This window comes from Agrobacterium albertimagni AOL15, from assembly GCF_000300855.1.
GTDB lineage: Bacteria > Pseudomonadota > Alphaproteobacteria > Rhizobiales > Rhizobiaceae > Allorhizobium > Allorhizobium albertimagni.
This window is the reverse complement of the sequence record NZ_ALJF01000010.1, coordinates 116,496-138,531: the sequence shown is the minus strand read 5'-3', so window position 1 is coordinate 138,531 and position 22,036 is coordinate 116,496. Positions and strand designations below refer to the sequence as shown.

Genomic DNA, 22,036 nt, shown 5'->3' with positions numbered 1-22,036 from the left:
GACATGATTGAAAAACGCCCCATCGCCAATCTGATTGGCCACCTGATCCTCGTCATCGGCATCATCGTCGTTGCCTTTCCGATCTACTACACCTTCATCGCGTCCTCGATGAGCTCGCAAGAGATCATCCGGCCGCCGATGTCGCTGCTGCCCGGCGACCATCTGGTCGAAAACTACACGGAAGCCATGTCCGGCGGCGTCGAGCGCGTCGTCGGCGTGAGCCTCGAACGGTTGCTGTTCAATTCCTTCGTCGTCGCGATCGCGATCGCCGTCGGCAAGATCATCATCTCGTTCCTCTCGGCCTTCGCGATCGTCTTCTTCCGCTTCCGGTTCCGGATGTTCTTCTTCTGGATGATCTTCATCACCCTGATGCTACCGGTCGAGGTGCGCATTCTGCCCACCTACAAGGTGATCGTGGATCTCGGGCTAATCGACACCTATGCGGGGCTCACACTCCCGCTGATGGCGTCGGCGACGGCAACCTTCCTGTTCCGACAGTTCTTCCTGACGATACCGGGCGAGCTGGTGGAAGCCGCGCGCATCGATAATGCCGGGCCGTTCCGCTTCATGAAGGACATCCTGTTGCCGCTGTCGACGACCAACATCGCAGCTCTTTTCGTGATCCTCTTCATCTATGGTTGGACCCAGTATCTCTGGCCGCTTCTGGTCACGAACGATGCCAAGATGAACACCATCATCATCGGCCTTCGCCGCATGGTCGATTTCACCGACGCCTCCACGCCCTGGAATTACGTCATGGTTACGGCGATCCTCGCCATCATCCCTCCCATCATCGTTGTCGTTCTGATGCAGCGATGGTTCGTCAAAGGTCTTGTGGAGACAGAAAAGTAATGGCCCAGATTGTTTTGAACGATGTCCGCAAGATGTATGGCAATGTCGAAGCCATCAAAGGCGTGTCTCTGGAAATCGCCGATGGCGAGCTTGTGGTTCTCGTCGGGCCATCCGGCTGCGGCAAGTCCACGCTGTTGCGCATGATTGCCGGCCTTGAGAGCATCTCAGGCGGCGAGATCGCGATCGGCGACCGGGTCGTCAACCAGCTGGAACCATCCGAGCGCGACATTGCCATGGTGTTCCAGAACTATGCGCTCTATCCACACATGACCGTCCGCCAGAACCTGGCCTACGGTCTGAAGAACCGCAACACGCCGAAGGACGAGATCGACCGCCGCATCGAGCAGGCGGCTAAGGCACTGGAGATCGAGCAGTTCCTGGAGCGCAAGCCCCGCCAGCTTTCCGGCGGCCAGCGTCAGCGCGTTGCCATGGGCCGCGCCATTGTCCGCGAACCGGCGGCCTATCTCTTCGACGAACCGCTGTCGAACCTCGATGCGAAGCTGCGCGTGCAGATGCGCGTCGAGATCAAGCGGCTGCAGCGGTCGCTCGCCACAACCAGTGTCTACGTGACCCATGACCAGATGGAAGCCATGACCCTTGCCGACCGGCTCGTGGTGCTGAATGCCGGGCGTATCGAACAGGTGGGCACGCCGATCGAGCTTTACGAGCGTCCGGCGACGACCTTCGTGGCAACCTTCATCGGTTCACCCTCGATGAACCTGATGCAGATGACGAAGGCAACCGACAGCTGGTCGATGACGTCAGATGCGTCGGTCCCGTCAGGCACTGCCACCCTCGGCATTCGCCCGGAAGACCTCCACCTGATCACGGCCGGCTCGGGGGACGAGATCTTCACCGCCAGCGTCAAGGTCGCCGCAGTCGAACTGGTCGGCGCCGAGAGCTACGTGCATGGAACGCTTGCCGACGGCAGCGACATCGTCTTCCGCGTGGCGGGTCGCTCGCGGATCGAGATGGACGACATGGTGCAGATCGGCGCGAAGGCATCGGACCTGCACTACTTCGATGCAGACGGCGCGCGCCTCAATTGAGGCCACCCTTCGCAACCTCAGCGGGGCCTTTCGGCCCCGCTCGAGTGGGCGATGAACCGGCGCAGATCCGGATTGCCCGTGCAATCAGAGCTCGGTGCTCGAAGTCCGCTTGACCGTCGATGCCATGAGCGAGGCCAGCAAGGCATAGGCGAAACATCCGAGCGCCTGGCTTTCCAGCGAAACGCCTGCATCGATCAGCAGACCCATGATGATCGGCGAGGCGCCGCTGGCAACGACCGTGCCCGCTTCGACGAAGGAGCGCACCCGTGCAAGTTCCAGCGGACCGAAGAGGTCGACCCACAAGGCGGTGGCCAGCGTCGAGGCAAGCGCCATCGAGGTTGCCATGAGCAACATGTAGAGGGGCGCGATCCAGGGGGCGCTGAAGAAGCCCAGAACCAGCATGGCGAGCGCCTGCGGCAGCAGGAAGAAGGGCAATAGTCGCCTAGGGCCGAATTTGTCGATGACCGGGCCGACGACGACGGAGGCGATCGCCTGGACGATCGCGAATACCGCAAAGCTGGCCGCTACCGTTGCAAGATCCCATCCCTTCTGCTCGGCCAGACGGGCCTGGTGGAAGAAGAAGCCGGTGACGATGAAAGGACCTGCCAGGATCGCCGGAAGGGTGAGCAGAAGGCGGGCATCGCGCCAGACCGGTGGGCTCTTCGAAGCGCTGCCTTCAGAGCGGTCTTTCCGGCTTCGGATGGCGTTGTCTCCCTGGCGCGGCAGAAAGATGAGCGCGACGGAGACACCAGCCAGAACCAACAGCGCATTCACGCCCCAGGCCGTGCGCCAGCCGAGATGTTCCATCATGGTGACGCCGGCAATCGGAAACAGACCCTGAGCGACGGACAGACCAAGCGCGATCACCCCAAGAGCCTTGCCGGCATCCTGGGGAAAGGCGCGCGCTGTTGCGGTGAGCGCCGTGTGGGTCATGAGGCCCTGTCCGCCGAGGCGCAGGAAATAGAATGCGAAGGCGAGCATCACGAAATTGGCGCTGACCGCCACCAGGAGGCAGGCGGTGGCGAGCAAGACGGCCACGCCCCAGGTGAAGCGCCGCACGGTCGTATAGTCGATCAGCCTCCCCGCCCAGGTGAGCGTCAAGGCGCTGGCGAAGGTTCCGGCGGCATAGGTCGCACCCAGCCCACCATCGCTGAGCTGAAATGCCTCCCGGAAGTAGGAGCCGGATACCGATACGAAATAGGTCTGCCCGAAGCTCGAAAGTGCCATCAGGAGGGCACCGAAAAGAAGCTGCTGCCAGTTGGTGCTGGCGAATTGGAGATAGCTGCGAACCATTGGCATTTCCAAGGGAGAGGCGCCCGAGGCAGGGCCTGGACGATGACAAGACGTGATCGAAACGGGTGAGCATGGTCTGTTTGGCGCAGCAAGTTCCAGGGCGCCATCTTGCATTGAAAGGGCGGGCAACCTGCCCGCCCCAGCCGTTCTCAGCGGAAAATGACGACCGGCACCTTGCAGGAGCGGATCATCTCGGTCGTGGTCGAGCCGATGAAGAGGGACCGCAGCCGCGAATGGCTGTAGGCGCCCATCGCGAGGAGATCGAAACCTTCCTTCTCGACCATGTCCGAGATCACCTTGTCGGCAGAGCCCTGAACGAGTGCTGTTTCAGGTGCATAACCGGCGGCCTTCAGGATCACCGCTGCGTCGTCGAGCTTCTTGCGGTTCTCGCTCGTGTCGGTGCCGGCCATGACAACCTTTACGCCAAGACCATCGAGGATGGGGCTGCGGGACACATGGTCCACCGTCTTCATCGCCATGCTGCCACCGTCATAGGCGATCAGCAGCTTGGCCACCGGCTTGAAGGCGCGGGACGCAATCACGATCGCCTTTTGCGTCGAGCGCACGACGCGCTCCAGATTGGAGCCGAGATGGCCCTTGGCGAAATCAGCACCCTCGCCGCGCTTGCCGATGACGATGATGTCGGCATTGGCTTCGAATTCGAGCACGGTGTCGACGAGATCGCCATTGCGAAGCCTGGTTTCGACATTCGCAACGCCCGCTGTCTGCAATCGCGCCTTTGCCTCATCGAGCAGGAGACGGCCGCGCGCCTGGGCAACCTTTGCCTTCTGGGCGTCGAGTTCTGCGAGTTCCTGGAGCAAGGCGGTGCGTGCGCCGAGGCCGATATTGCCGCTGAGGTTGACCGGTTCGCTCGAAAGATCGCGGCGACCGATGACATGAAGCAGTTCGACGGTCACGTCGGTCTTGGCCGCAATCCAGGCGATGTGATCACAGACGCTCTGGGCATAGGCGGAGCCGTCGATCAGTCCAAGTATTCTTGTCATTCTTCTATCTCTCCCTCAGTGACCCATCAGGCGTTCCATGGCGCCGGGCTTATCGTGAATGGCAAGCTTGTCGACGATCGTCTCGCTGGCCTCGTTGAGGCCGATGATCTCGACATCGGCGCCTTCACGGCGGAACTTGAGAACGATCATGTCGAGGGCTGCAACACTGGAAATGTCCCAGATATGAGCATGGGTGACGTCGATCGTGACCTTCTCGAGCGTTTCCTTGAAGTCAAAAGCCTTGTTGAAGTCTTCGACAGAGGCGAAGAACACCTGCCCCTGAACCGTATAGGTTCTGTGCATTCCGTCTGCCGACAGGATGGAGGTGATGCGGAAGATCTGCGAGATCTTCCAGGCGAAGAACACAGCAGAGAGCAATACGCCGATCAGTACGCCGATCGCCAGATTATGGGTGTAGACGACGCCGACGACGGTGGCGATCATGACGATCGACGACGAGCGCGGATGATCCTTGAGGTTCTTGATCGACGACCAGGAGAAGGTGCCGATCGAGACCATGATCATGATGGCGACGAGGGCAGCCATCGGGATCTGGCTGACGAGATCGCCCAGCACAAGAAGCAGGAAAAGCAGGAAGACGCCGGCGCAGAAGGTGGAGAGACGTCCGCGACCGCCCGACTTCACGTTGATGATCGACTGGCCGATCATCGCGCAACCGGCCATGCCGCCGATGAAGCCGGTCGCCGTGTTGGCGATGCCCTGGCCGATGCATTCCCGGTTCTTGTTGCTCGGCGTATCGGTCAGATCATCGACGATCTGCGCCGTCATCAGCGATTCCAGCAGGCCGACCGCTGCGACTGCGACGGAATAAGGCAGGATGATCATCAGCGTTTCGAGATTGAACGGGATCTGCGGGATCAGGAAGATCGGTAGCGTCGACGGCAACTCGCCCATGTCGCCCACGGTGCGGATATCGAAGCCGAACCAGAGCGAGAGCGCCGTGAGAACCACGATGCAGACGAGCGGCGACGGCACTGCCTTGGTGACATATGGGAAGAGATAGATGATCCCGAGACCGGCTGCGACCATGATATAGGTCAGGACAGGCACGTCGATCAGTTCCGGCAACTGCGCCATGAAGATCAGGATCGCCAGCGCATTGACGAAGCCGGTCATCACCGATTTCGAGACGAAGCGCATCAGGTAGCCGAGCTTCAGCAGACCGGCGACGATCTGCAGGAGACCGGCGAGCACCGTGGCTGCCAGCAGATATTGCAGGCCGTGATCACGCACCAGCGTGACCATCAGAACGGCGGTTGCGGCCGTGGCCGCCGAGATCATGCCCGGACGACCGCCGACGAAAGCAATCAGCACGGCGATCGAGAAGGAGGCGTAGAGGCCCACCTTCGGATCAACGCCGGCAATGATCGAAAAGGCAATCGCCTCTGGAATGAGGGCGAGCGCCACGACGAGACCGGCCAGGACATCCGCCCGGATGTTGCCGAACCATTCGGCTTTCATGGTTCCAATAAAATCGCGATTCAAGTTTCTGTTCTCCATGCCGGTGACGCCTGGGAGACCGTCCGACCGGCGGGTTCAAGATCGAAATGGTGAGTGACGTCGCGCGCACGGATCGTGAGCGTGTGGGCGCGGCAGGCGCCGCGCGGCCATCAACGTCCGTTCTATGGCGTGGTCAGGCCGTCTTGGTCATTGGGAAGGTCCAATCGGAAGACTCGCGGCAGTGATATCGGGAAAGATATGTGCAGGAGTTAGCTGGTTGCCGGGGGATAGGCGCCCGGAGAAGCCACCCGCGCCGCGGGTCCGGTTGATCGCGGCTATATTGCGGCAAAAGCCTTCAAGATCAAGCAGAAAATCCCCCCGGGGGAATCCAGCCCTTCGCCTCTAGAACATACATCAGGCTCAACTCAGGCCTGAGCCTTGCTCTGAGGCTCAGGCTCTCTTCACGAGTACAGGTGCTGCGCTGGAGCACGCAAAGGATCAGGTGATCGCCTTGCGCACCTTGGCGGAGACCCATTCCGACACGACAACCGTTCCCAGAATGACGATGAAAATCATCGTCACCTGCGGCCAGGCGAGCATGTTGAGCGACGATTGCAGCTTGAGGCCAAGGCCACCCGCGCCGACCAGACCGAGGATCGCGGATTCGCGGATATTGATGTCCCAGCGAAACACGGTGATGCCGAGGAAGGACGGCAGGACCTGCGGCACGATCGCATAGTCGATGACCTGCAGCCCGCTTGCACCCGTGGCCGAGACGGCCTCCACCTGTTTCTCGTCGATTTCCTCGATCGCCTCATAAAGCAGCTTGCCGACGAAACCGATCGACCGCAGCGCGATCGCGATGATGCCGGCCAGCAATCCGGGGCCGAGGATCGAGACCAGCAACAAGGCCCAGATCAGCGAATTGATCGAACGCGAGGCAACGATCAGGAACAGGGCGACCGGCCGGACAAAGACCCGGCTCGGCGTGGTGTTGCTGGCAGCCAGAAAGGCGATCGGCACGGCGATGATGGTCCCGGCCAGCGTGCCGAGCGTTGCCATGTTGAGCGTGTCCCAGAGCGGCACGAGCAGTTCCGGCAGATATTCGAAGCGCGGCGGAAAGGCACGAGCCAGGAGATCGCCGCCCTGCTTGGGCGCGTCATAGACAAAGGCCCAGATCGTGTCCTTGGTCATCACCTGCCAGCAGAAAATGAACAGCGCAACGAGCACGAGCCAGCCGGCCCATTGCAGGATTTCAGCCCGGGTCGTCTGATGCTGCCAGACCTTGCGGCCGTCGGAATTCGTTGAAATGGGCATCACTGGATCCGTTTGCGTATGAGGCCGGAGCCGTATTCGGCGAGCATCACGATGACGATGATGAGGATCAGTACCGCGCCGGCGCTGTCATATTCATATCGATCGATCGAGGTGTTGAGCGTGGCGCCAATGCCGCCGGCACCGACGATGCCGATAACAGCCGATTCCCGGAAATTGATGTCGAAACGATAGAGCGACAGGCCGATCAGGCGCGGCATGACCTGAGGCTGGACCGCGTAGTTGACGAGTTGCAGCCAGGAGGCACCGGTGGCGCGCACGGCCTCGGCCTGGGCTTCGTCGATCTCCTCGATGTCTTCGGCGAGAAGTTTGGCGATGAAGCCGATGGTGGCGAAGGTGAGCGTCAGGAACCCGGCGAAGGGGCCGAAACCGAACATCGTGACCAGCAGAATGGCGATGATGATTTCCTGAAAGGCGCGCGATACGGCGATGATCGAGCGGCAGACATAATAGACGGGTGCCGGCGCCATGTTGCGGGCCGCGCCGACGCCGATCGGGATCGAGATCAGGATGCCGACAATCGTCGAGCAGAGCGTCATCGTCAGGCTTTCCTGCAGCCCGGACACGATATCACGCCAGCGCGAGGTGAAGTCCGGCACCAGGAAGCCCTGGAGGAAACGCCAGCCACGGTCGAGACCTTCATAGGCGCGGGCCCAATTCACCTCGACCGTCGAGGCGGCGAGGATCAGATAGACCAGAAACCCACCGTAGATGAACCAGCGCAGGGTCCGATCCTTGATGAACAGGGGCGGCCGACGCCACTGCGTCGGATAGGTGCGAACCGAGGCTGTCACACGACACCTGCCATGCGCTCGTCGGCGCGCAGACGCTCCGCATGGGCCGCACGTTCTTCCTCGGCATCGTCGGAGGCCTGCTTGCGCATGGCGTCCCAATCTTCCTCGCCATAGATGCGGGTCAGGGCTGCGGTGTCCAGCGCTTCGGGCGGACCGTCAAAGACGACTTCACCGGCCCGCAGACCGATGATCCGCTCGACGAAGGCTTGTGCGAGGAGAACGTCATGAATGTTGATGATCGCCGGTAGCTCGCGTTCCCGGCAGATCTCGACGATCAGGCGCATGATCTGGCGCGACGTCTTCGGATCGAGCGATGCGGTCGGCTCGTCGATCAGCAGCAGCTCGGGGTCCTGCTCGAGCGCGCGGGCAATGCCGACACGCTGGCGCTGGCCACCGGACAGCGCGTCGGCGCGCTTGTCGGCATGGTCGGTCAGGCCGACGCGGTCGAGAAGGGCAAAGGCATTGGCGACATACTCTTCCGGATAGCGCCGAAAGAAGCTGCGCCAGAAGGGGACATAGCCAAGCCGGCCGGACAGCACGTTTTCCATGACCGTCAGCCGCTCGACCAGAGCGTATTCCTGGAAGATCATGCCGATGCGGCGACGGGCGAGCCGGAGGTCACCGCGCGACAGACCGGTGACGTCGAGCGAGTTCAGGAACACCTTACCTTCGCTCGGCTCGATAAGCCTGTTGATGCAGCGGATCAGGCTCGACTTGCCGGCGCCCGACGGACCGATCAGCCCGACGACCTGGCCGGCCGGCACTTCGAGCGTGACGCCTTTCAGGGCCTTATCCCCGGTCCTGTAGGTCTTGGTCAGTCCCTGAATCCTGAGCATCCGGCATTCTCCATTTCAAAAACAGGAAAGGCACCGACCCTTGGGCAAGGGTCGGTGCCTGGCACGGCTAAGCGCTTACTTGCACTCGTAGGAAACGCCGTTGGCTTCGTCGATCTGGCGGATGACCGCCCAGTTGTCCTTGAAGGAGATCGGGATGAAGCTTTCCTGCGGCGGCTCGGAGGTTTCGAACTCCTTCAGGAGTGCCGAACCTTCCCAGTTGAACGAGAAGAAGGCGTCCTTGATCTTTTCCTGCAGTTCCGGCGTCAGGTTGTGGGCAACACCGTAACCGGTGGTCGGGAAGGTCTGTGACTTGAAGATCGAGACGATCTGGTCTGCCTTGACGACGTCACGGGCAATCATGCGATTCATGACGGAGTTGGCGACGGCTGCCGCCGGATAGTCCTTGTTGGCGACGCCGAGCACGGAGTTGTCGTGCTTGCCGGAGAAGACCGGTTCGAAATCGGTACCGGCTTCCAGCTTGTATTCAGACTTCAGAAGCGCCGACGGCGCCTTGAAACCGGAATTAGAGGTCTCGGAGGTGAAAGCGAGCTTCTTGCCCTTGAGGTCTTCGATCTTTTCGACGCCGGAGCCCGGATAGGTGATGATTTCCATCTCGTAGCCGAACTCACCTTCCTTCGACGCCATCATGGCAAAGGGGCGGAAGCCGGCACAGGCGACGGCGATCGGGTTCGAGCCGGTGTTGAAGCCGGAGACATGCAGACGACCAGCGCGCATGGCTTCGATCTGAGCGGCATTCTCCTGGACGGGGAAGAACTGAACCTTCTTGCCGGTCTTTTCGGCGAGGTGGTCGAGGAAGCCCTTCCAGACATCGGCATAAACGGCCGGATCTTCAACCGGCGTGTAAGCAAAGACCAGCGTGTCGGGATCGACGAGCTGGCTTGCATCGGTCGGGATATCGGCAACCATATCGCCATCTGCATCGGCGTAGCGGGCGTCCAGCTTGAATTCGGCATGGGCCGGCAGGGTGAAGGCCACCGAAATGGCGAGGGCTGCGATAAGCTTCTTCATGGCAATCTCCAGATTGGGCATTGTTCGGTCCAAGTGTCCGCAGCCTTATTCGACATTTCCGCAAAGGTTTTGTGACAGGATTGAAACAAGTCACGGATGCGCCAAAGGTTTTTGCCTTCAGCCACCTTGCGCGGCGCTCCCGGAAACAGGCGAGGTTCTTGTGTTTAGTCGGCGCGCCAAGGCTGCGCCGCCAATCCGGCGGCGCCTTACAAGGAGCCGTGTGCCACAATCATATGTCCGTGATCAGCTTGAGAGCCCTACGGGAGAACGCAGGGGGCGCCGTGCCTTTGTCTGAAGCTCAGTCCGGCCGTTCGACCTTCGACAGGTGGCTGAGCAGAAACCCGTGCGTGCCGGGATTGGCGACGATCAGCAAACCGGATTTCTCGAAATACTCCGGTCCCCGCCCCCACCAGTCGGTCACGACCCCGCCGGCTTCTTCCACCAGGAGAATGCCGGCTGCCGTATCGACGAAACCGGTCTGCTCGAAGTAACCGGTGAAACGACCGCAGGCGACATAGGCGCAACAATTGGCGGCACTGCCGAGAACGCGGACAGCACCGATCGGTGCACGGATCGCATCCAGTCGCGCATAGGCGCCGGGATGCATCGAGAGGTTCGGGGTGGGAAGGCCGGTTCCGACCACCATCTGGCTGACATCGGCGCTGTCGCGCATTTCGAGCCGCCTGCCGTTGAGATGAGCACCCTGCCCCTTCTGGGCCGTGAACATCTCGTCCGTCACCGGATTGTAGATGAGGCCACAGATCGTCTCGCCGGCCCGCCGCAAGGCGATCGTGATCGTGTAGTCGAGACCCCAGAGGAAATTGGTGGTTCCGTCGATCGGGTCGACGAGAAAGCGGTAGGTGTCATCCACGCCCTTGACCGGGGGGAACTCCTCCCCGCTCAGGCTCCAGTCGGGATAACGGGTAAGCAGGTAATCGCGGATCAGGGTCTCGGACTGCTCGTCAGCAATGCTGACGAAATCGCCCGGTCCCTTGACGCCGATTTCAAGCGTCTCCCTGCGATGAAAATGCTCGAGCGTCAGCGCGCCGGCGCGCCGCGCGGCCTCGATCATGTCGGCCAGAACGATTGCGGGATCGATGGACATCAAGCGGCTCCTTCGGCCAATGCAAGAAGGAGACCCTCGGGGTCATCCGTGGTGATCTGATCGACCCGCAGGTCGAGGAGACGGCGGACCTTTGCAAGCGTGACAGGCGTGATCGCCCGGATCGTCCAGGCGTCGACATGCCGGTTGTCGTCGTGGACGGCGCCGATGAGATCGACGCCCGCTGCATCCGCCGCCAGAATGAGCTCGTACTCGAGATAGATCATCGCCGCTTCCGGTGTCGTCTTCAGGGCAGCTGCGATAAAGCGCAAGAAGTCCTCCCCGGATTGCAGGTCGTCGAGCACGCCGACATAGGTCGGGTCGTAGCCGGTTCTGAGTCCCGGCGTGGCGGCAGCCAGGGATGCGACGGCGGCGCTATCGCCACCCGAAAGGATCATCGTATGCGCCACCTTGGAGACGGTCGCCGCGAAATTGGCGATGACGGCCGGCGACAGGCGCGACAGGTCTTCCTTGTAGTCGAGTTGCAGCAGGGCATCGGGATGGGCAGGGTTTGCAGCTAGAAGGTCACAGAGATCCTCGAGCAACATCACCCGGTCAGCGATCGGCTCCCCGTCATTGCCGCGCAGGAAAAGCTGGCGCAGCGTTTCGGCTGATGTCTCGCAGACCAGGCCGGATCCGGTGGTCCCGTGATCGAGTTTGAGATCATGCAGGATCGCAAAACCCTTGTCGGCATGGACCACGAGATCCACCTCGACACTTGCGCCGAGACGCATGGCGTCGAGGATGCGGGTCGGAGTGAATTCGGCGTCGGACGCCTTTCTCCGCGCCCGGTGCCACTTGATGAGGGTCCGCTGGCCTTGGTGGTCGATGAAGATCGGATCAGGCTGCATCGGAGGACCGGTAGAGTTTGACGTTGTCGCGGAAGGCGGCAAAGGCGCGAGGGCGCAGATCCACCGCGTGGCCGGAACGGAAGGGTTCGGGGCTGCGCACCAGGGATTTGAGCCGGGTGCCATCGGAGAGATGCAGATCGACGAGACCATGGGTTCCGAAATCGGTGACGCGGTGGACGACTGCCGCGCCGTCTTGCGTGCTGACCAGGTCAAGTGCCTCCGGCCTCACGGCCAGAGTGACCGGGCCATCCGAGACGGGCATGTCGACAGACAGGTCGGGATGCACGAAACGGCCGTTCTCGACCCTACCGTCGACGAAGTTCATCGTGCCGATGAAGCCAGCAACAAACGGTGTTTGCGGATCACGGTAGATGATCTCCGGCCGATCGGCCTGCTCGGTCCTGCCATTTTGCATGACCACGATCCGGTCCGCCATGGAGAGCGCCTCGTCCTGCCCGTGGGTGACGAAGAGCGTCGTGATCTTCAGGCGAAGCTGGATGTCGCGCACCTCTTCGCGCAACCGCTCCCGAAGGTGCTGGTCGAGGCTTGCGAAGGGCTCGTCCAGCAGCAGGATCTTCGGCTCGAGAATGAGAGAGCGTGCGAGTGCGACGCGCTGCTGCTGGCCGCCTGAGAGCTCGTTGGTCATGCGTCGGTCGTAGCCCTTCAGGCCGACCAGCTCGAGCACGCCCTCGACCCTGTCACGGATCTCGGCAGCCGGACGCTTGCGGAGCTTGAGGCCGAAGGCGAGGTTGTTGAAAACGTTCATATGCGACCAGAGCGCATGGCTCTGGAACACCATGCCTGTCGGACGCTGCTCCGGCGGCAGACGCGTCACGTCCTGACCGTCGATCGCGATCGTTCCCGATGTCGGCTGCTCAAAGCCGCCCACCAGGCGCAGCAAGGTCGACTTGCCGGAACCGGAAGGGCCGAGCAGGCAGACCAGCTCGCCATCCGCCACATCGAGCGAGACGCTGTCGACGGCGGTGGTTCCGGCCCCGAAGACCTTGGAGACCGCCCGTATGCTCAGTTTGGACATCTTGGTATTCCTGTGAGGCTGTTGTTCATCCCCCAAAACCCTTGGCAAAGGCGTTGCCGCCGATCACCCGGCGGGCGAACATCAGGGCGATGAAGGACGGGACCCAGAGCATGACGGACAGGACCGCACCGAACTGGATGACCATCTGGTTGTTGATGAAACTGATCATCAGCACGGGCATGGTGCGGATGCCCGGCGCGCCGATCAGCCAGGCGCCTTCCGTCTCGTAGAATGTGCCGACGAATGTCAGGAGAAGGGCCGCCGCAATTGTCGGCGCGGCCTGGGGCAAGGTGATCGACCAGAAGACACGGAACGGGCCGGCACCCACGTCGCGGGCGGCCTCTTCCATGCGACGATCAACGGCCTGGAAGGCCGCAACCGGGATCCAGATCATGAACATCAGCGTGTTGACGAGCTGGATAAGCGCCACACCCCAGAAAGTGCCGATCAGGTCGAGCTGCAGAAAGATCGCGGCGATGGCGACGAGGAGACCGAATTTCGGGAAGGCATGGCCTGCGAGGAACGAGAAGAACAAGAGGTCACGACCGGGAAAGCGCATCCGCGCAAAGGCATAAGCCGCCGGCAGGCAGATGACCGCGGAGGCAAGCGTCACCACGGCCGAGAGCGTCAGGCTCAGCCATAGCGCGTTCCACACGTCCGCGCGGTTCAGCGTCTGCTCCCAGAACCGCAGACCGAATTGCTGCGGCAGGACGTTGGGATAGCGCCAGACCTCGGTAAAGGCCCAGACGCCGACCACAAGCAAAGGCAGGACGACGACGATCGAAAGCACGAGCGCAAGCAGGATGCCAGTGCCATCGATCCGGCGTGGTGGGGCAATGGGTAGGTTCATGGGCCTCATCTCCCCTGGTTGCGGGCGACGGAGCGCACGTAGAACAGGCCAAAGACGATGCAGAAGCCGAAGGTGATCACAGCCTGGGTAATGGCGCTGACGGGGTCATTCAGATCCCTGAACGTTCGCTGCATGAAGGGTCCCATCATCTCCGGCGAGGCAGGCCCCAGCAGATAGGGCAGCGTGAAGGCGGAGAAGATGCCGAGCACGGCAAAGGACAGTGCCACCAGAATGGAATTGGTGATCTGCGGCAATATGATGTGCCGGAGAACCCGAAGCCGGCTTGCGCCGACATCACGCGCCGCCTCGATCGCCATGTTGCTCACCGAGCCGAGACCCGAGAGCAGGATCAGCACCGTCAGCGGAATATTGTCCCAGACCAAGCCGATCACCGGCCCCCAGGGCGTGAGATACGGTGTTCTCAATTTCGGCAGGCCGGCGAAGTTCAAAAGCAGGTCGACCATGCCGTTCGGCCCGAGCACGCGGATCAGGGCATAGGCGAGAATGATCGACGGCACGAACATCGGCAAAATCGCGAGCGCCTGCACATAGGAGGAGATGCCGCCTCGGGCAAAGCGCAGATAAAGCGCGATCGGAAGCGACACGACCAGGAGCAGCAAGGCACAAACCGCCGTGGTCCAGAGTGTCAGGCTGAGATTGTTGAGACTGTAGGCGTCGGAAAAGAAGAAGATATAGCTCGACAGGTCGAAGCCCGCCTCACCATCCGGCGACGTCCGCCACACCGTGCGCAGGACGGCACTGATGATCGGCCAGATGACCAGCCATCCGACGAGCGAAACCGGCAAGGCGACGAGCAGGAGGCCAACAAGCCCCCTGCCCGCCATGGTTCTGGATATCGCAGACGATGTCACGCCTGAACTCACGACTTCCGGTCGATGGTCGGCGCGACGTTGCGGTACCAGCCGTCATTGACCGCAACTTCCCAGGCGCCAGCCGGGAAGGTCGGAATGCTGTTCGGGATAATGTCGGCGAACTTCTCGCGCAGATCAGCGGAGACATGTTCCCAACTGACACCGGGGAAGCCGCCAAGTTCGGAAAGAATGGCACCCTGGATCTCTTCGGTCAGAATGAAATTGGCCAGCTTCAGGGCTGCGTCGCGGTTCTTGCCGTTGGCGAGCACCACGGCGCGCGAGAAGTTGCCGCAGAGAGCCAGATCCTGAAGCTGTACGATGCCGGTCGTTTCCGGCAAGACGCCCTGATCGATCGCCTGGAGAACCTGGTCGGACCAGACCGGGGTCATGGTTACAACGCCTTGGGCGAGCAACTGGATCGACTGTGTGTTGCCGGAGGAGTAGGCGCCGTTGTCGTAGAGCGACGGGGCGATGTCCTTGAGCAGCTCCCAGGCCTTGCCGAGGGCCTCGTTGCCGAAGGCTTCGGTGTAATTGTCGACCGTGAAGGCCTTGGGGTCGAGGCCGTTTGCCTGATGGATGGCACGACGCACGAAGTTTCCGCCCGAACCACCCTTGTCAGGGCGGTTGTAGACGAACTGGCCGGGGCTGGCCTTGATCCAGGCGACGAGCGCATCCCAGGTCTTCGGCGCATCGGCAGCCGACAGCTTGGTGGTGTCGTAGGCGAGCAGCACCTGGCTGCCGCGATAGGGAAGCGAGTAGTCGCTGTCGATGGCGAGCGGGTTGACCTTCGAATAGTTCGACAGGCCAGCTTCCTTCATGTTGACGTAGAGGCCAGCCTCGATGGCGCCCTTCGGCAGCCGCGGATCGGTATGCTCGAAGTAATCGGCCTGCGGGTCGGTGTTCGTCTGCATTGCCGCGATGGCGCGCTCGGCGATCGACTGGATGCCTGCATTGTCGCCGGCATCGACGAGATTGAGCTTCACGCCCGCATTCGCTGCTTCGAAAGCCGGCTTGACCGTGTTGGTCCAGAAATCGAGGACATTGGCATCCGAGCCGGTATACCAGTCGATCTGACCTTCGGCTGCAAAGGACAGCTTCGGTAGAATCATCATTCCGGCAACGGTGCCGGCCGTGGAAATCAGGAATGCGCGACGCTTCATCGTCTTCTCCCTTGGCTGCCGCGCCACCCGGCGTCGGCTCACAATCAAACCCCGAGACACAGCGACATTGACCCCGACGGGCCTGCAGCCTGCATCTCTCGAAATGCTTGCCCGGGCACGCCTGCAGAGGGACCGCCGCCTCGGCCCCTCTGCAGACTTGCACCATGCGCTTGCACATGCGTGCAACGCGCTTAATCGGGCATTTCCGTCCTACAGGGATTAGACGAAGGTTTGATGACACCGGGAGAATGCACACGCGTGCATCAGGTCGACCCGGGATGGGGACGAACGGAACGGCGCCAGACGGCGACCGGCTCGAAGACGGCTCCGTCCGGCTGAGAAGTTCCAGTCGGGTCTTCTGCTTCCGTCAGGAGGGTGACCACATGCTGTGCGATCCGATCGAGCGGCTGCTGGAAGGTTGTGAGCCGATAGGCTTCCCAGGATGCCTGTTCGATATTGTCGAAGCCGATGACGCAGAGATCCTCCGGGATCCTGAGGCCGAATTCGAGGCGTGCCCCATCCATGAAGCCGATCGCGAGCAGATCGGTGACGGCAAACACACCGTCTGGAGGCTCCGACCGGGCATAGACGCGTTTGGCAGCTTCGAAACCGGCGCGATAGCTGGTCGCGTCCGCCTCGACGACGGTCACCGTAATCGCTTCAGCGGCGGCCGCCTCGAGGAAGCGCTCTTCTCTCTCCACCAGGCTCGGGGTGCGGGCCGCCGAGGTCACGATCCCGAGACGCCGGCACCCGGCCCGTTTCAGGAGGAAATGCGCCTCTCTTGCTGCCGTCGCATTGTCCAGCCCGACATTGTCGCAGCCCTCCAGACCGTCGTCGCGGTTGATCAGGATGACCTGCTGGCCGTTGGCAAGCGCCGTTTTCACCAGTCCCGTCGATGGCGTTCCCGACAGGACCACCGTCGCATCGGCACGGTAGTGCAAGGTGAGCTTCAAGGCGTGATTGACGCTTGCCTCGTCACTCTCCGTGTTGAGAACCACAGTGATCTTGCCTGCCGCCTGAAGCTTGCGGGTCAAGCGGTCGACCATTGCCGCTCTGACGGGCGTGGTCAGATCCGAGACGATCAGACAGACGATGTTGCTACGCTCGCGCAGCTGGCGGGCCAGATGATTGACGTGATAGCCGAGCGCCTCGGCCGCTTCGACGACCTTTCGACGCGTCTCCTCCGAAACGCTCGCGCCGTCGGTAAAGGTGCGCGATACAGCGGAACGGGACACGCCGGCGCGCTCGGCCACCATCCTGGCACTGACAAAAAGCGGCGAGCCATTCTTACGCATGCAGCAAAACCAACAGAGAATGAGGGCTCGTACCGAGGGGCCTGATTGCGGGCCTCACGGTACGCGACAGAGGGCGCATTACGCTTCTAGTGTGACACAAATTCGTGAGAGGGGTGAAGAAGACGGCTCATCCACCGCTCCTAAATATGTGCTCATCGCGGCTAGACGCATCCGGCAAGCCCGAATTGGTTGCAAATCACACCGATTATGGGTGTTTTTGCATGAACGACAACGTCCTTCGCCGAAGGAAAGGCAACTCAGCCTCAGCCTTCATTTCGCCCGCTTCTTAAGAGCTTGTTAAGAATTCATTCCTGTCGGAGGTCTCCATGGCGCTTGGCGCATCGCATCGTTTGCAGGATGGCGTCCTTGCCGTCGAAACCATGACCCGCTTTGCGCTCGCCGTTCTGGCCCTTGCGTCCGGTGTCTACACCTATCTGGGGGTCCGTAGCCTTCTCGACGGCTCACCGACCGCGGTCTTCTTTGCCGCCATCATCTATTCAGCCTCGGTCTCGGTGGCGATCTATGCCTTCTGGTCCTACATGGCGCGTTTCTACCCCCATGTGACCGGCGCTGCGGCACGCGGGGCCCTGATGGGCGTGATGGCGCTCGGCTGCGCCATGATCATCGCCATGTCGAGCTGGCTGAATGCGGCGGCGCTTGCAGGATCTGCCGCACTCGAACAGCATCTCGCGGAAACGGTGCAGGACTACACGGCGGATCTCGATCAGGCGCATCAGAACGCACTTGCCGCCCAAAGCCTGCTGCCCGACATCCAGCGGACATCGGAGCGCTTTTCGCGGCTTGCCGAGGACGAACGGCAAAATGGCGCGCTCACAGGCACCACGGGTGCGGGCAGCGTCGTCCAGCTTCTGACGCAGATGTCCGCCCAACTCGACGAGTTGGAAACCGGCATCACCGCCTCGCGCGAGCGGGTGACGACGCTCTTCGACCAGGGGCGCGCTCATCTGGCGACCATGCGCACGCTGGTTTCGGCGCCCGGTGCAATTGCACCCCGCAGCGACGAATTCTCCGCCGAAGTCGTCGCCCTTTCCGGCGTCATCACGTCACTGGAACAGACCTCGATTGCCCCCTCCGTCAAGCGGGCGGCCGACGACCTCTCCCTCGGCTTTATCGCGCCTGTTGCCGATGGTCGAGCAGCCGATCTGGCCGAGCGCCAGGACCAGGTCATGCAGACGATCCGGACCTCTGTTTCCGCCCAGTCGCAGGTTCTGTCGCAGGCCGCCGACGAAATCCTCGCACGCGAGCCGGTCGCCGAACGGCGCTTCGTCCCGCTCTCCTCGGCAGAGGCTGTCCTGCGTTATGCTGCGGATTTCATTCCGGCCTGGGCGGGGGCGATTTCGATCGATCTCCTTCCTGCCGTCCTGGTCTTCATCCTGACCGTGGTGCACGGAGCGATCCGGCGACAGGAGGAGCAAATGCCCTTCGCACAGCGGATCACCGCAGCCGAACTGCTGGAGGCGCTCGAAGTGCAGCGGGCGCTCGAAGTGCAGCGGGCGCTCAATCGACAGGGGATCGATGTCGAACAGGCGCTCCACTCCGCAGAAGCGGAAGACGAGCGCGGGCGGATCGATTCCAACATCACCAGCCTCGACATGGCCGCCAAGGCGCCACGCAAGGGACCCCCGGCGTGAAACCATCTTCGCTCGCCCTGCGCCTGAAGACTGCCATTGTGCGTGCCGATGACGGGCTCTTGATGCGTAGCGCCTTCTTCGGGCTGCTGGCGGCTGCGGGTGCTTTCCTGTTCACGGACCTCCGGGAGATGAGCCTCGCGCAGGCTCCCCTTCCCGGCCATGATCCGATGACGACGGACGCACCCGTCCTTCCGCCAGCGCTGACGGACGGTACTCCCCAGGCGCCTCCGGTGGACCCTGACAGTTCTCCGGAAATCCTGCGCCAACCGATGCGGTTCGAATTGCTGACGGGCGGCGTGCTCAAGGCGGAAGGTTCGATCGACCTTGGTGCTGCAGAGCGATTTGCCGAGGAGATCGCTGCTCGCGGCGAATATGTTCAGGCGGTGTCGCTGAATTCGCCGGGTGGCTCGGTCAACGATGCCCTGGCCATGTCGAAGCTGATCCGGGAAAAAGGCATCAACACCAAGGTGGCGAGCAAGGCGCTCTGCGCCTCCTCCTGTCCTCTGGTGTTTGCCGGCGGTGTGGCCCGCGAGGCAGAACAGGATGCCATTCTCGGCGTGCATCAGGTCTTCAATGCCGGGCAAGACCGCCCCTCACCCGAGCAGGCGATGTCCGGCGCACAGAGCACCACGGCACGCATTGCCCGCCATCTCGAGGAAATGGGCATCGGCAACGGGCTTTGGATCAACGCGCTGGAAACGCCTCCGGACCGGCTCTACTACCTGACGCCGGAAGAGATGGCTGAGTTCAAGCTGGTCACGGCCCCGGTCGCAACCGCGAAGCAGGCAGACTGAAAATTACTGCAGTAGCCCTGCGATACGCGTCAGGCATAGTCTCGAAGCATGGCCGAAAGCGGCATGCGGACGCGCAGCTTCATGCTGAGAAGCGCAAGCCCGGTGATCTTGCGTTGCAGGAACATCTTGTCCGGAGCCGGCAGCGCCCAGAGCGCGCGATCGGCAAAAATCGGCACTGCGCGCTCGCGGATTTCCACGAGCGGGCCACGGTCGCTGAAATCGACGAGCCCCTCCGGCGCCTTCAGGACATGGTCGAGGACGACGCGTGTCATTTCATCCAGCGTCCGTCCGTAGCGCTCCGTCTGCGCCCGGGACAGATAGCGCATCTGCATCAGCGCATCGCGCACGGCTTTGGGATCTCCGCCGAGAGTCGCCTGCAGGAGGAGATGGTAGTCTCTGGCGCTTTCCGGGGAGACCGGTCGTACCGCGCCGAAATCGAGAAGCGCGACCCGCCCATCCGAAGGCCTCCAGAGATAGTTGGCGAAGTTGGGATCCGTCTGCATGTGACCGAAGACGAAAAGCTCGCGCAACGCCAGCTCGGAGATCGCCTGCATGGCCGCATCTCTTTGCGTCTGGGGTGCATGGGCCAGGGTTTCGAGCGGAGCCCCCTCGACGAAATCCATGGGCAGGACTGTCGGCCGCAGGAGATCCTCCACGGGGGCCGGCACCACGAAGCGGTCGTCATCGGCGAGCAGGCTGCCGAAGCGACGCATTTCCTCCGCCTCGCGCAGATAATCTGCCTCTTCCCGCAACTGCCGCTTGGCTTCCGCCAGATGCGGCGCAATGTCGAGACCTGCGGGAAGAAGGCCCGACAGACGCAGGAAGGTCGCGACATTGTCGATGTCGGAATCGATGCTCTGGAGCACGCCTGGATATTGAACCTTGACGGCAACCGGACGGCCTGAGGACAGAATACCCCGATGGACCTGCCCGATCGAAGCGGCTGCGATCGGTGTCGTCTCGAACTGGCTGAAATGGCGTCGCCAGTCCGGGCCCCAGGCGCTGGACAGTGAGGCGGAAAGCTGGCTCGGCGGCATGAAATGCGCCGAGGACCGGAGCTGCGCAAAGATCGACTGGAGCTCGGGCGGCAGGAATTCGCCGGGTTCCAGCGAGATCATCTGGCCGAGCTTCATCGCCGCGCCGCGCATGCGCGACAGCTGCTCTGCAGCCTTCAGCGCGTTCGATGGCGTCAACAGCAGATCTCTTAAGTGCGGACGTTCCCCTTTCGCCAAGCGGCTCAAGCCTTCCGCGACCATGCCCGAGGCGACACCACCGGCAATCTGGCCAAGTGCCGCAAGCCGGCTGAGACGCCCCTGGGGCACGGGCCTGTATCGATCACGATCACTCATCACTATCCTTCCGAGGATTGGAGCGCATGTCAGCGGTGCTCAGCCTGCAGGAGAGCCGGAATCTTCTCCTTCAGCCCGAAGAAGCCCTTCCGGCAATGTGGCCAAGCCATCCGATCCCAATCGCGCAGATATTCCGTGAAGGCGATGCCGAACCTGTCGACCTCGGCGCGTAGCGGGGCGATGGAGGACGCAACCGGGCCGACGGGCAGGAAAGCAGTTGCGATCTGTTTGCAGCCTGCCGCCTTGGCTGCTGCGGCCAGTTCGCCCGGGGCGAGAGCCCCGCAGACTTCCGCATCCGGCCACACCTGTGCGGCACGGGCAAGACCATCAGCAAGCGCAGCGTCATCCCACTTGTTGCGACCCCTAAGGAACGCGATGGCCTTGACCGGAAGCGCACGCATCGTGCCAACCTGCTCGACCGACAGATCCTCCGTGGTCAGCAGGAACAGAGTGGCCGCGGATGGATCCGGCGAAGAGGCCAGCCGAATGGATGAAGGTGAAGGGGTACGCACACTGTCTGCGGGAATGCGGGCCGTGCGCGCCAGGCCGGCGGGCGAAAAGCGGCCATCTGTCATGGAACGGATGCGCTCGGCATCGGCGAGATAGGCCTTGCCGGCCGTGTGCAGCCCCGCCACCCAACGCCAGGACAGGGTGTTCGATGCCGGATCGGCGTCGATCAGGCGCTCGAACATCGAGGCGGCGCCGAGTTCCCAGGGCAGGCCGAGCGTGAAGATCCAGATCGAGGCAAACTGCATGCGCGCCCAGTTGTGCAGATAGCCCGTCTCATTCAGTTCTCTTGCCCAGGCGTCGAAACAGTCGATGCCGGTCGATCCAGCGATCGCCGAGGCATAACGCTTGCGCAGTCCCGACAGTGCGTCCAGCTGCTCCAGCGCCCGTTCGACGGCTGCGTTATAATCCTCCCAAACGGTTGGACGCTGCTCGAGCCAGCCCTTCCAGTAGGTGCGCCAGAACACTTCGCTGACGAATTTTTCGGCGGCCGACAGGCCATGCCGTGCCAGTACTGCATCGACCACCTCCTGCTCGGAGATCAGCCGTCTGCGCAGCGCAGCGGACAATCGCGATACATGCACATGCTGTCCCTGCCCCTGTTCCTTGTTGCGCAAGCGTGCATAGGCAGCCCCCGCATGCGGCAGAAAATCGTTAAGGCGTTGAAGGGCGTCGCTGCGGGTCAGGGGGAAGTCGAAGTCTGCCATCGTTACTCCAGATGCGTTCAATCCGGCTGGCACTGACTGATGCCCACCGAGCAACACTACGGCTCAGCGTCGAAGGCGGACCTGCGCTCCTTCGTCACGATCCAAGCCGTGGGCAGAACAGCCACAGCAAAAAAGTCGAGATCAAAAATATGATTTATCAAGTCATCTTTATTGACCCGGCGCCAGCATCCGGCCAATAGTGCGCCGC

20 protein-coding genes and 1 other annotated feature are annotated in these 22,036 nt (G+C 62.1%); of the genes, 4 read left to right on the top strand and 16 right to left on the bottom strand.

Features of this window, described 5'->3' with window-relative positions; genetic code table 11:
• Nucleotides 1–3: 3 nt before the first annotated feature.
• Entirely contained in the window at nucleotides 4–852 is an 849-nt protein-coding gene (gene ugpE, locus QWE_RS12425; RefSeq protein ID WP_006726480.1) for a sn-glycerol-3-phosphate ABC transporter permease UgpE, read from the top strand.
• A complete protein-coding gene (locus tag QWE_RS12420) occupies nucleotides 852–1,901 on the top strand; it encodes a sn-glycerol-3-phosphate import ATP-binding protein UgpC (protein ID WP_006726479.1) in 1,050 nt (349 codons plus the stop codon). The genes ugpE and QWE_RS12420 overlap by 1 nt, the downstream gene beginning before the upstream one ends.
• 84 nt (nucleotides 1,902–1,985) lie before the next feature.
• On the opposite strand, the gene QWE_RS12415 is transcribed toward QWE_RS12420, so the two are convergent.
• From QWE_RS12415 to QWE_RS12350, 14 genes are all read right to left on the bottom strand, one after another.
• Entirely contained in the window at nucleotides 1,986–3,194 is a 1,209-nt protein-coding gene (locus QWE_RS12415; RefSeq protein WP_006726478.1) for an MFS transporter, read from the bottom strand.
• A 149-nt stretch (nucleotides 3,195–3,343) separates the two neighbouring features.
• A complete protein-coding gene (locus QWE_RS12410; RefSeq protein ID WP_006726477.1) occupies nucleotides 3,344–4,198 on the bottom strand; it encodes a universal stress protein in 855 nt (284 codons plus the stop codon).
• Nucleotides 4,199–4,213: 15 nt separating this feature from the next.
• Nucleotides 4,214–5,680: a SulP family inorganic anion transporter gene (locus tag QWE_RS12405; protein WP_202802985.1), complete on the bottom strand. Its 1,467-nt coding sequence runs from the start codon at nucleotides 5,678–5,680 to the stop codon at nucleotides 4,214–4,216.
• A gap of 253 nt (nucleotides 5,681–5,933) precedes the next feature.
• Nucleotides 5,934–5,985, bottom strand: a sequence feature (sul1 is cis-regulatory element that is thought to sense ions involved in sulfur or methionine metabolism; They are found in Alphaproteobacteria).
• Between the two features lie 172 nt (nucleotides 5,986–6,157).
• Nucleotides 6,158–6,976: a phosphonate ABC transporter, permease protein PhnE gene (gene phnE / locus QWE_RS12400; RefSeq protein ID WP_006726475.1), complete on the bottom strand. Its 819-nt coding sequence runs from the start codon at nucleotides 6,974–6,976 to the stop codon at nucleotides 6,158–6,160.
• Nucleotides 6,976–7,788: a phosphonate ABC transporter, permease protein PhnE gene (gene phnE, locus QWE_RS12395; protein WP_006726474.1), complete on the bottom strand. Its 813-nt coding sequence runs from the start codon at nucleotides 7,786–7,788 to the stop codon at nucleotides 6,976–6,978. Before phnE (QWE_RS12395) ends, phnE (QWE_RS12400) begins: the two co-directional genes overlap by 1 nt.
• The gene (gene phnC / locus QWE_RS12390; RefSeq protein WP_006726473.1) at nucleotides 7,785–8,624 is read right to left on the bottom strand and encodes a phosphonate ABC transporter ATP-binding protein; all 840 of its coding nucleotides are present in this window, start codon (nucleotides 8,622–8,624) and stop codon (nucleotides 7,785–7,787) included. The genes phnE (QWE_RS12395) and phnC overlap by 4 nt, the downstream gene beginning before the upstream one ends.
• A 75-nt stretch (nucleotides 8,625–8,699) precedes the next feature.
• Nucleotides 8,700–9,653, bottom strand: a complete 954-nt coding sequence (gene phnD / locus QWE_RS12385; RefSeq protein ID WP_040300170.1) for a phosphate/phosphite/phosphonate ABC transporter substrate-binding protein — start codon at nucleotides 9,651–9,653, stop codon at nucleotides 8,700–8,702.
• Between the two features lie 298 nt (nucleotides 9,654–9,951).
• Nucleotides 9,952–10,758 carry an inositol monophosphatase family protein gene (locus QWE_RS12380; protein WP_006726471.1) on the bottom strand — a complete coding sequence of 269 codons (807 nt, stop codon included), beginning with the start codon at nucleotides 10,756–10,758 and terminating at the stop codon, nucleotides 9,952–9,954.
• Complete coding sequence (locus tag QWE_RS12375) at nucleotides 10,758–11,606, bottom strand: glycerophosphodiester phosphodiesterase (protein WP_006726470.1); 849 nt, start codon at nucleotides 11,604–11,606, stop codon at nucleotides 10,758–10,760. Before QWE_RS12375 ends, QWE_RS12380 begins: the two co-directional genes overlap by 1 nt.
• Nucleotides 11,596–12,642 (bottom strand): ABC transporter ATP-binding protein, encoded by a 1,047-nt coding sequence (locus QWE_RS12370; RefSeq protein ID WP_006726469.1) that lies wholly within the window; start codon nucleotides 12,640–12,642, stop codon nucleotides 11,596–11,598. Before QWE_RS12370 ends, QWE_RS12375 begins: the two co-directional genes overlap by 11 nt.
• 25 nt (nucleotides 12,643–12,667) lie before the next feature.
• Complete coding sequence (locus QWE_RS12365; RefSeq protein WP_006726468.1) at nucleotides 12,668–13,492, bottom strand: ABC transporter permease; 825 nt, start codon at nucleotides 13,490–13,492, stop codon at nucleotides 12,668–12,670.
• A gap of 5 nt (nucleotides 13,493–13,497) precedes the next feature.
• The gene (locus QWE_RS12360) at nucleotides 13,498–14,337 is read right to left on the bottom strand and encodes an ABC transporter permease (protein ID WP_006726467.1); all 840 of its coding nucleotides are present in this window, start codon (nucleotides 14,335–14,337) and stop codon (nucleotides 13,498–13,500) included.
• A 35-nt stretch (nucleotides 14,338–14,372) separates the two neighbouring features.
• The gene (locus QWE_RS12355; RefSeq protein WP_006726466.1) at nucleotides 14,373–15,524 is read right to left on the bottom strand and encodes an extracellular solute-binding protein; all 1,152 of its coding nucleotides are present in this window, start codon (nucleotides 15,522–15,524) and stop codon (nucleotides 14,373–14,375) included.
• A gap of 263 nt (nucleotides 15,525–15,787) precedes the next feature.
• Complete coding sequence (locus tag QWE_RS12350) at nucleotides 15,788–16,819, bottom strand: LacI family DNA-binding transcriptional regulator (RefSeq protein WP_040300106.1); 1,032 nt, start codon at nucleotides 16,817–16,819, stop codon at nucleotides 15,788–15,790.
• A gap of 326 nt (nucleotides 16,820–17,145) precedes the next feature.
• Here QWE_RS12350 and QWE_RS12345 point away from each other — a divergent pair, with 326 nt between their 5' ends.
• A complete protein-coding gene (locus QWE_RS12345) occupies nucleotides 17,146–18,471 on the top strand; it encodes a hypothetical protein (protein WP_006726464.1) in 1,326 nt (441 codons plus the stop codon).
• A 62-nt stretch (nucleotides 18,472–18,533) separates the two neighbouring features.
• Nucleotides 18,534–19,265 (top strand): COG3904 family protein, encoded by a 732-nt coding sequence (locus QWE_RS12340; protein ID WP_052018178.1) that lies wholly within the window; start codon nucleotides 18,534–18,536, stop codon nucleotides 19,263–19,265.
• Between the two features lie 29 nt (nucleotides 19,266–19,294).
• Here QWE_RS12340 and QWE_RS12335 read toward each other — a convergent pair whose 3' ends face one another.
• Both QWE_RS12335 and QWE_RS12330 read right to left on the bottom strand, forming a co-directional pair.
• Complete coding sequence (locus tag QWE_RS12335) at nucleotides 19,295–20,614, bottom strand: ABC1 kinase family protein (protein ID WP_006726462.1); 1,320 nt, start codon at nucleotides 20,612–20,614, stop codon at nucleotides 19,295–19,297.
• Between the two features lie 29 nt (nucleotides 20,615–20,643).
• The gene (locus QWE_RS12330) at nucleotides 20,644–21,828 is read right to left on the bottom strand and encodes an FAD-binding domain-containing protein (RefSeq protein ID WP_006726461.1); all 1,185 of its coding nucleotides are present in this window, start codon (nucleotides 21,826–21,828) and stop codon (nucleotides 20,644–20,646) included.
• Nucleotides 21,829–22,036 lie beyond the last annotated feature (208 nt).

What these genes read in the sequence shown, in the direction of transcription:
- ugpE (WP_006726480.1), top strand. Translation starts at nt 4, where the DNA reads ATGATTGAAAAACGCCCCATCGCCAATCTGATTGGCCACCTGATCCTC.
- QWE_RS12420 (WP_006726479.1), top strand. Translation starts at nt 852, where the DNA reads ATGGCCCAGATTGTTTTGAACGATGTCCGCAAGATGTATGGCAATGTC.
- QWE_RS12415 (WP_006726478.1), bottom strand. Translation starts at nt 3,194, where the DNA reads ATGGTTCGCAGCTATCTCCAATTCGCCAGCACCAACTGGCAGCAGCTT.
- QWE_RS12410 (WP_006726477.1), bottom strand. Translation starts at nt 4,198, where the DNA reads ATGACAAGAATACTTGGACTGATCGACGGCTCCGCCTATGCCCAGAGC.
- QWE_RS12405 (WP_202802985.1), bottom strand. Translation starts at nt 5,680, where the DNA reads ATGAAAGCCGAATGGTTCGGCAACATCCGGGCGGATGTCCTGGCCGGT.
- phnE (WP_006726475.1), bottom strand. Translation starts at nt 6,976, where the DNA reads ATGCCCATTTCAACGAATTCCGACGGCCGCAAGGTCTGGCAGCATCAG.
- phnC (WP_006726473.1), bottom strand. Translation starts at nt 8,624, where the DNA reads ATGCTCAGGATTCAGGGACTGACCAAGACCTACAGGACCGGGGATAAG.
- phnD (WP_040300170.1), bottom strand. Translation starts at nt 9,653, where the DNA reads ATGAAGAAGCTTATCGCAGCCCTCGCCATTTCGGTGGCCTTCACCCTG.
- QWE_RS12380 (WP_006726471.1), bottom strand. Translation starts at nt 10,758, where the DNA reads ATGTCCATCGATCCCGCAATCGTTCTGGCCGACATGATCGAGGCCGCG.
- QWE_RS12375 (WP_006726470.1), bottom strand. Translation starts at nt 11,606, where the DNA reads ATGCAGCCTGATCCGATCTTCATCGACCACCAAGGCCAGCGGACCCTC.
- QWE_RS12370 (WP_006726469.1), bottom strand. Translation starts at nt 12,642, where the DNA reads ATGTCCAAACTGAGCATACGGGCGGTCTCCAAGGTCTTCGGGGCCGGA.
- QWE_RS12365 (WP_006726468.1), bottom strand. Translation starts at nt 13,492, where the DNA reads ATGAACCTACCCATTGCCCCACCACGCCGGATCGATGGCACTGGCATC.
- QWE_RS12360 (WP_006726467.1), bottom strand. Translation starts at nt 14,337, where the DNA reads ATGGCGGGCAGGGGGCTTGTTGGCCTCCTGCTCGTCGCCTTGCCGGTT.
- QWE_RS12355 (WP_006726466.1), bottom strand. Translation starts at nt 15,524, where the DNA reads ATGAAGCGTCGCGCATTCCTGATTTCCACGGCCGGCACCGTTGCCGGA.
- QWE_RS12350 (WP_040300106.1), bottom strand. Translation starts at nt 16,819, where the DNA reads ATGCGTAAGAATGGCTCGCCGCTTTTTGTCAGTGCCAGGATGGTGGCC.
- QWE_RS12345 (WP_006726464.1), top strand. Translation starts at nt 17,146, where the DNA reads ATGGCGCTTGGCGCATCGCATCGTTTGCAGGATGGCGTCCTTGCCGTC.
- QWE_RS12340 (WP_052018178.1), top strand. Translation starts at nt 18,534, where the DNA reads ATGCGTAGCGCCTTCTTCGGGCTGCTGGCGGCTGCGGGTGCTTTCCTG.
- QWE_RS12335 (WP_006726462.1), bottom strand. Translation starts at nt 20,614, where the DNA reads ATGAGTGATCGTGATCGATACAGGCCCGTGCCCCAGGGGCGTCTCAGC.
- QWE_RS12330 (WP_006726461.1), bottom strand. Translation starts at nt 21,828, where the DNA reads ATGGCAGACTTCGACTTCCCCCTGACCCGCAGCGACGCCCTTCAACGC.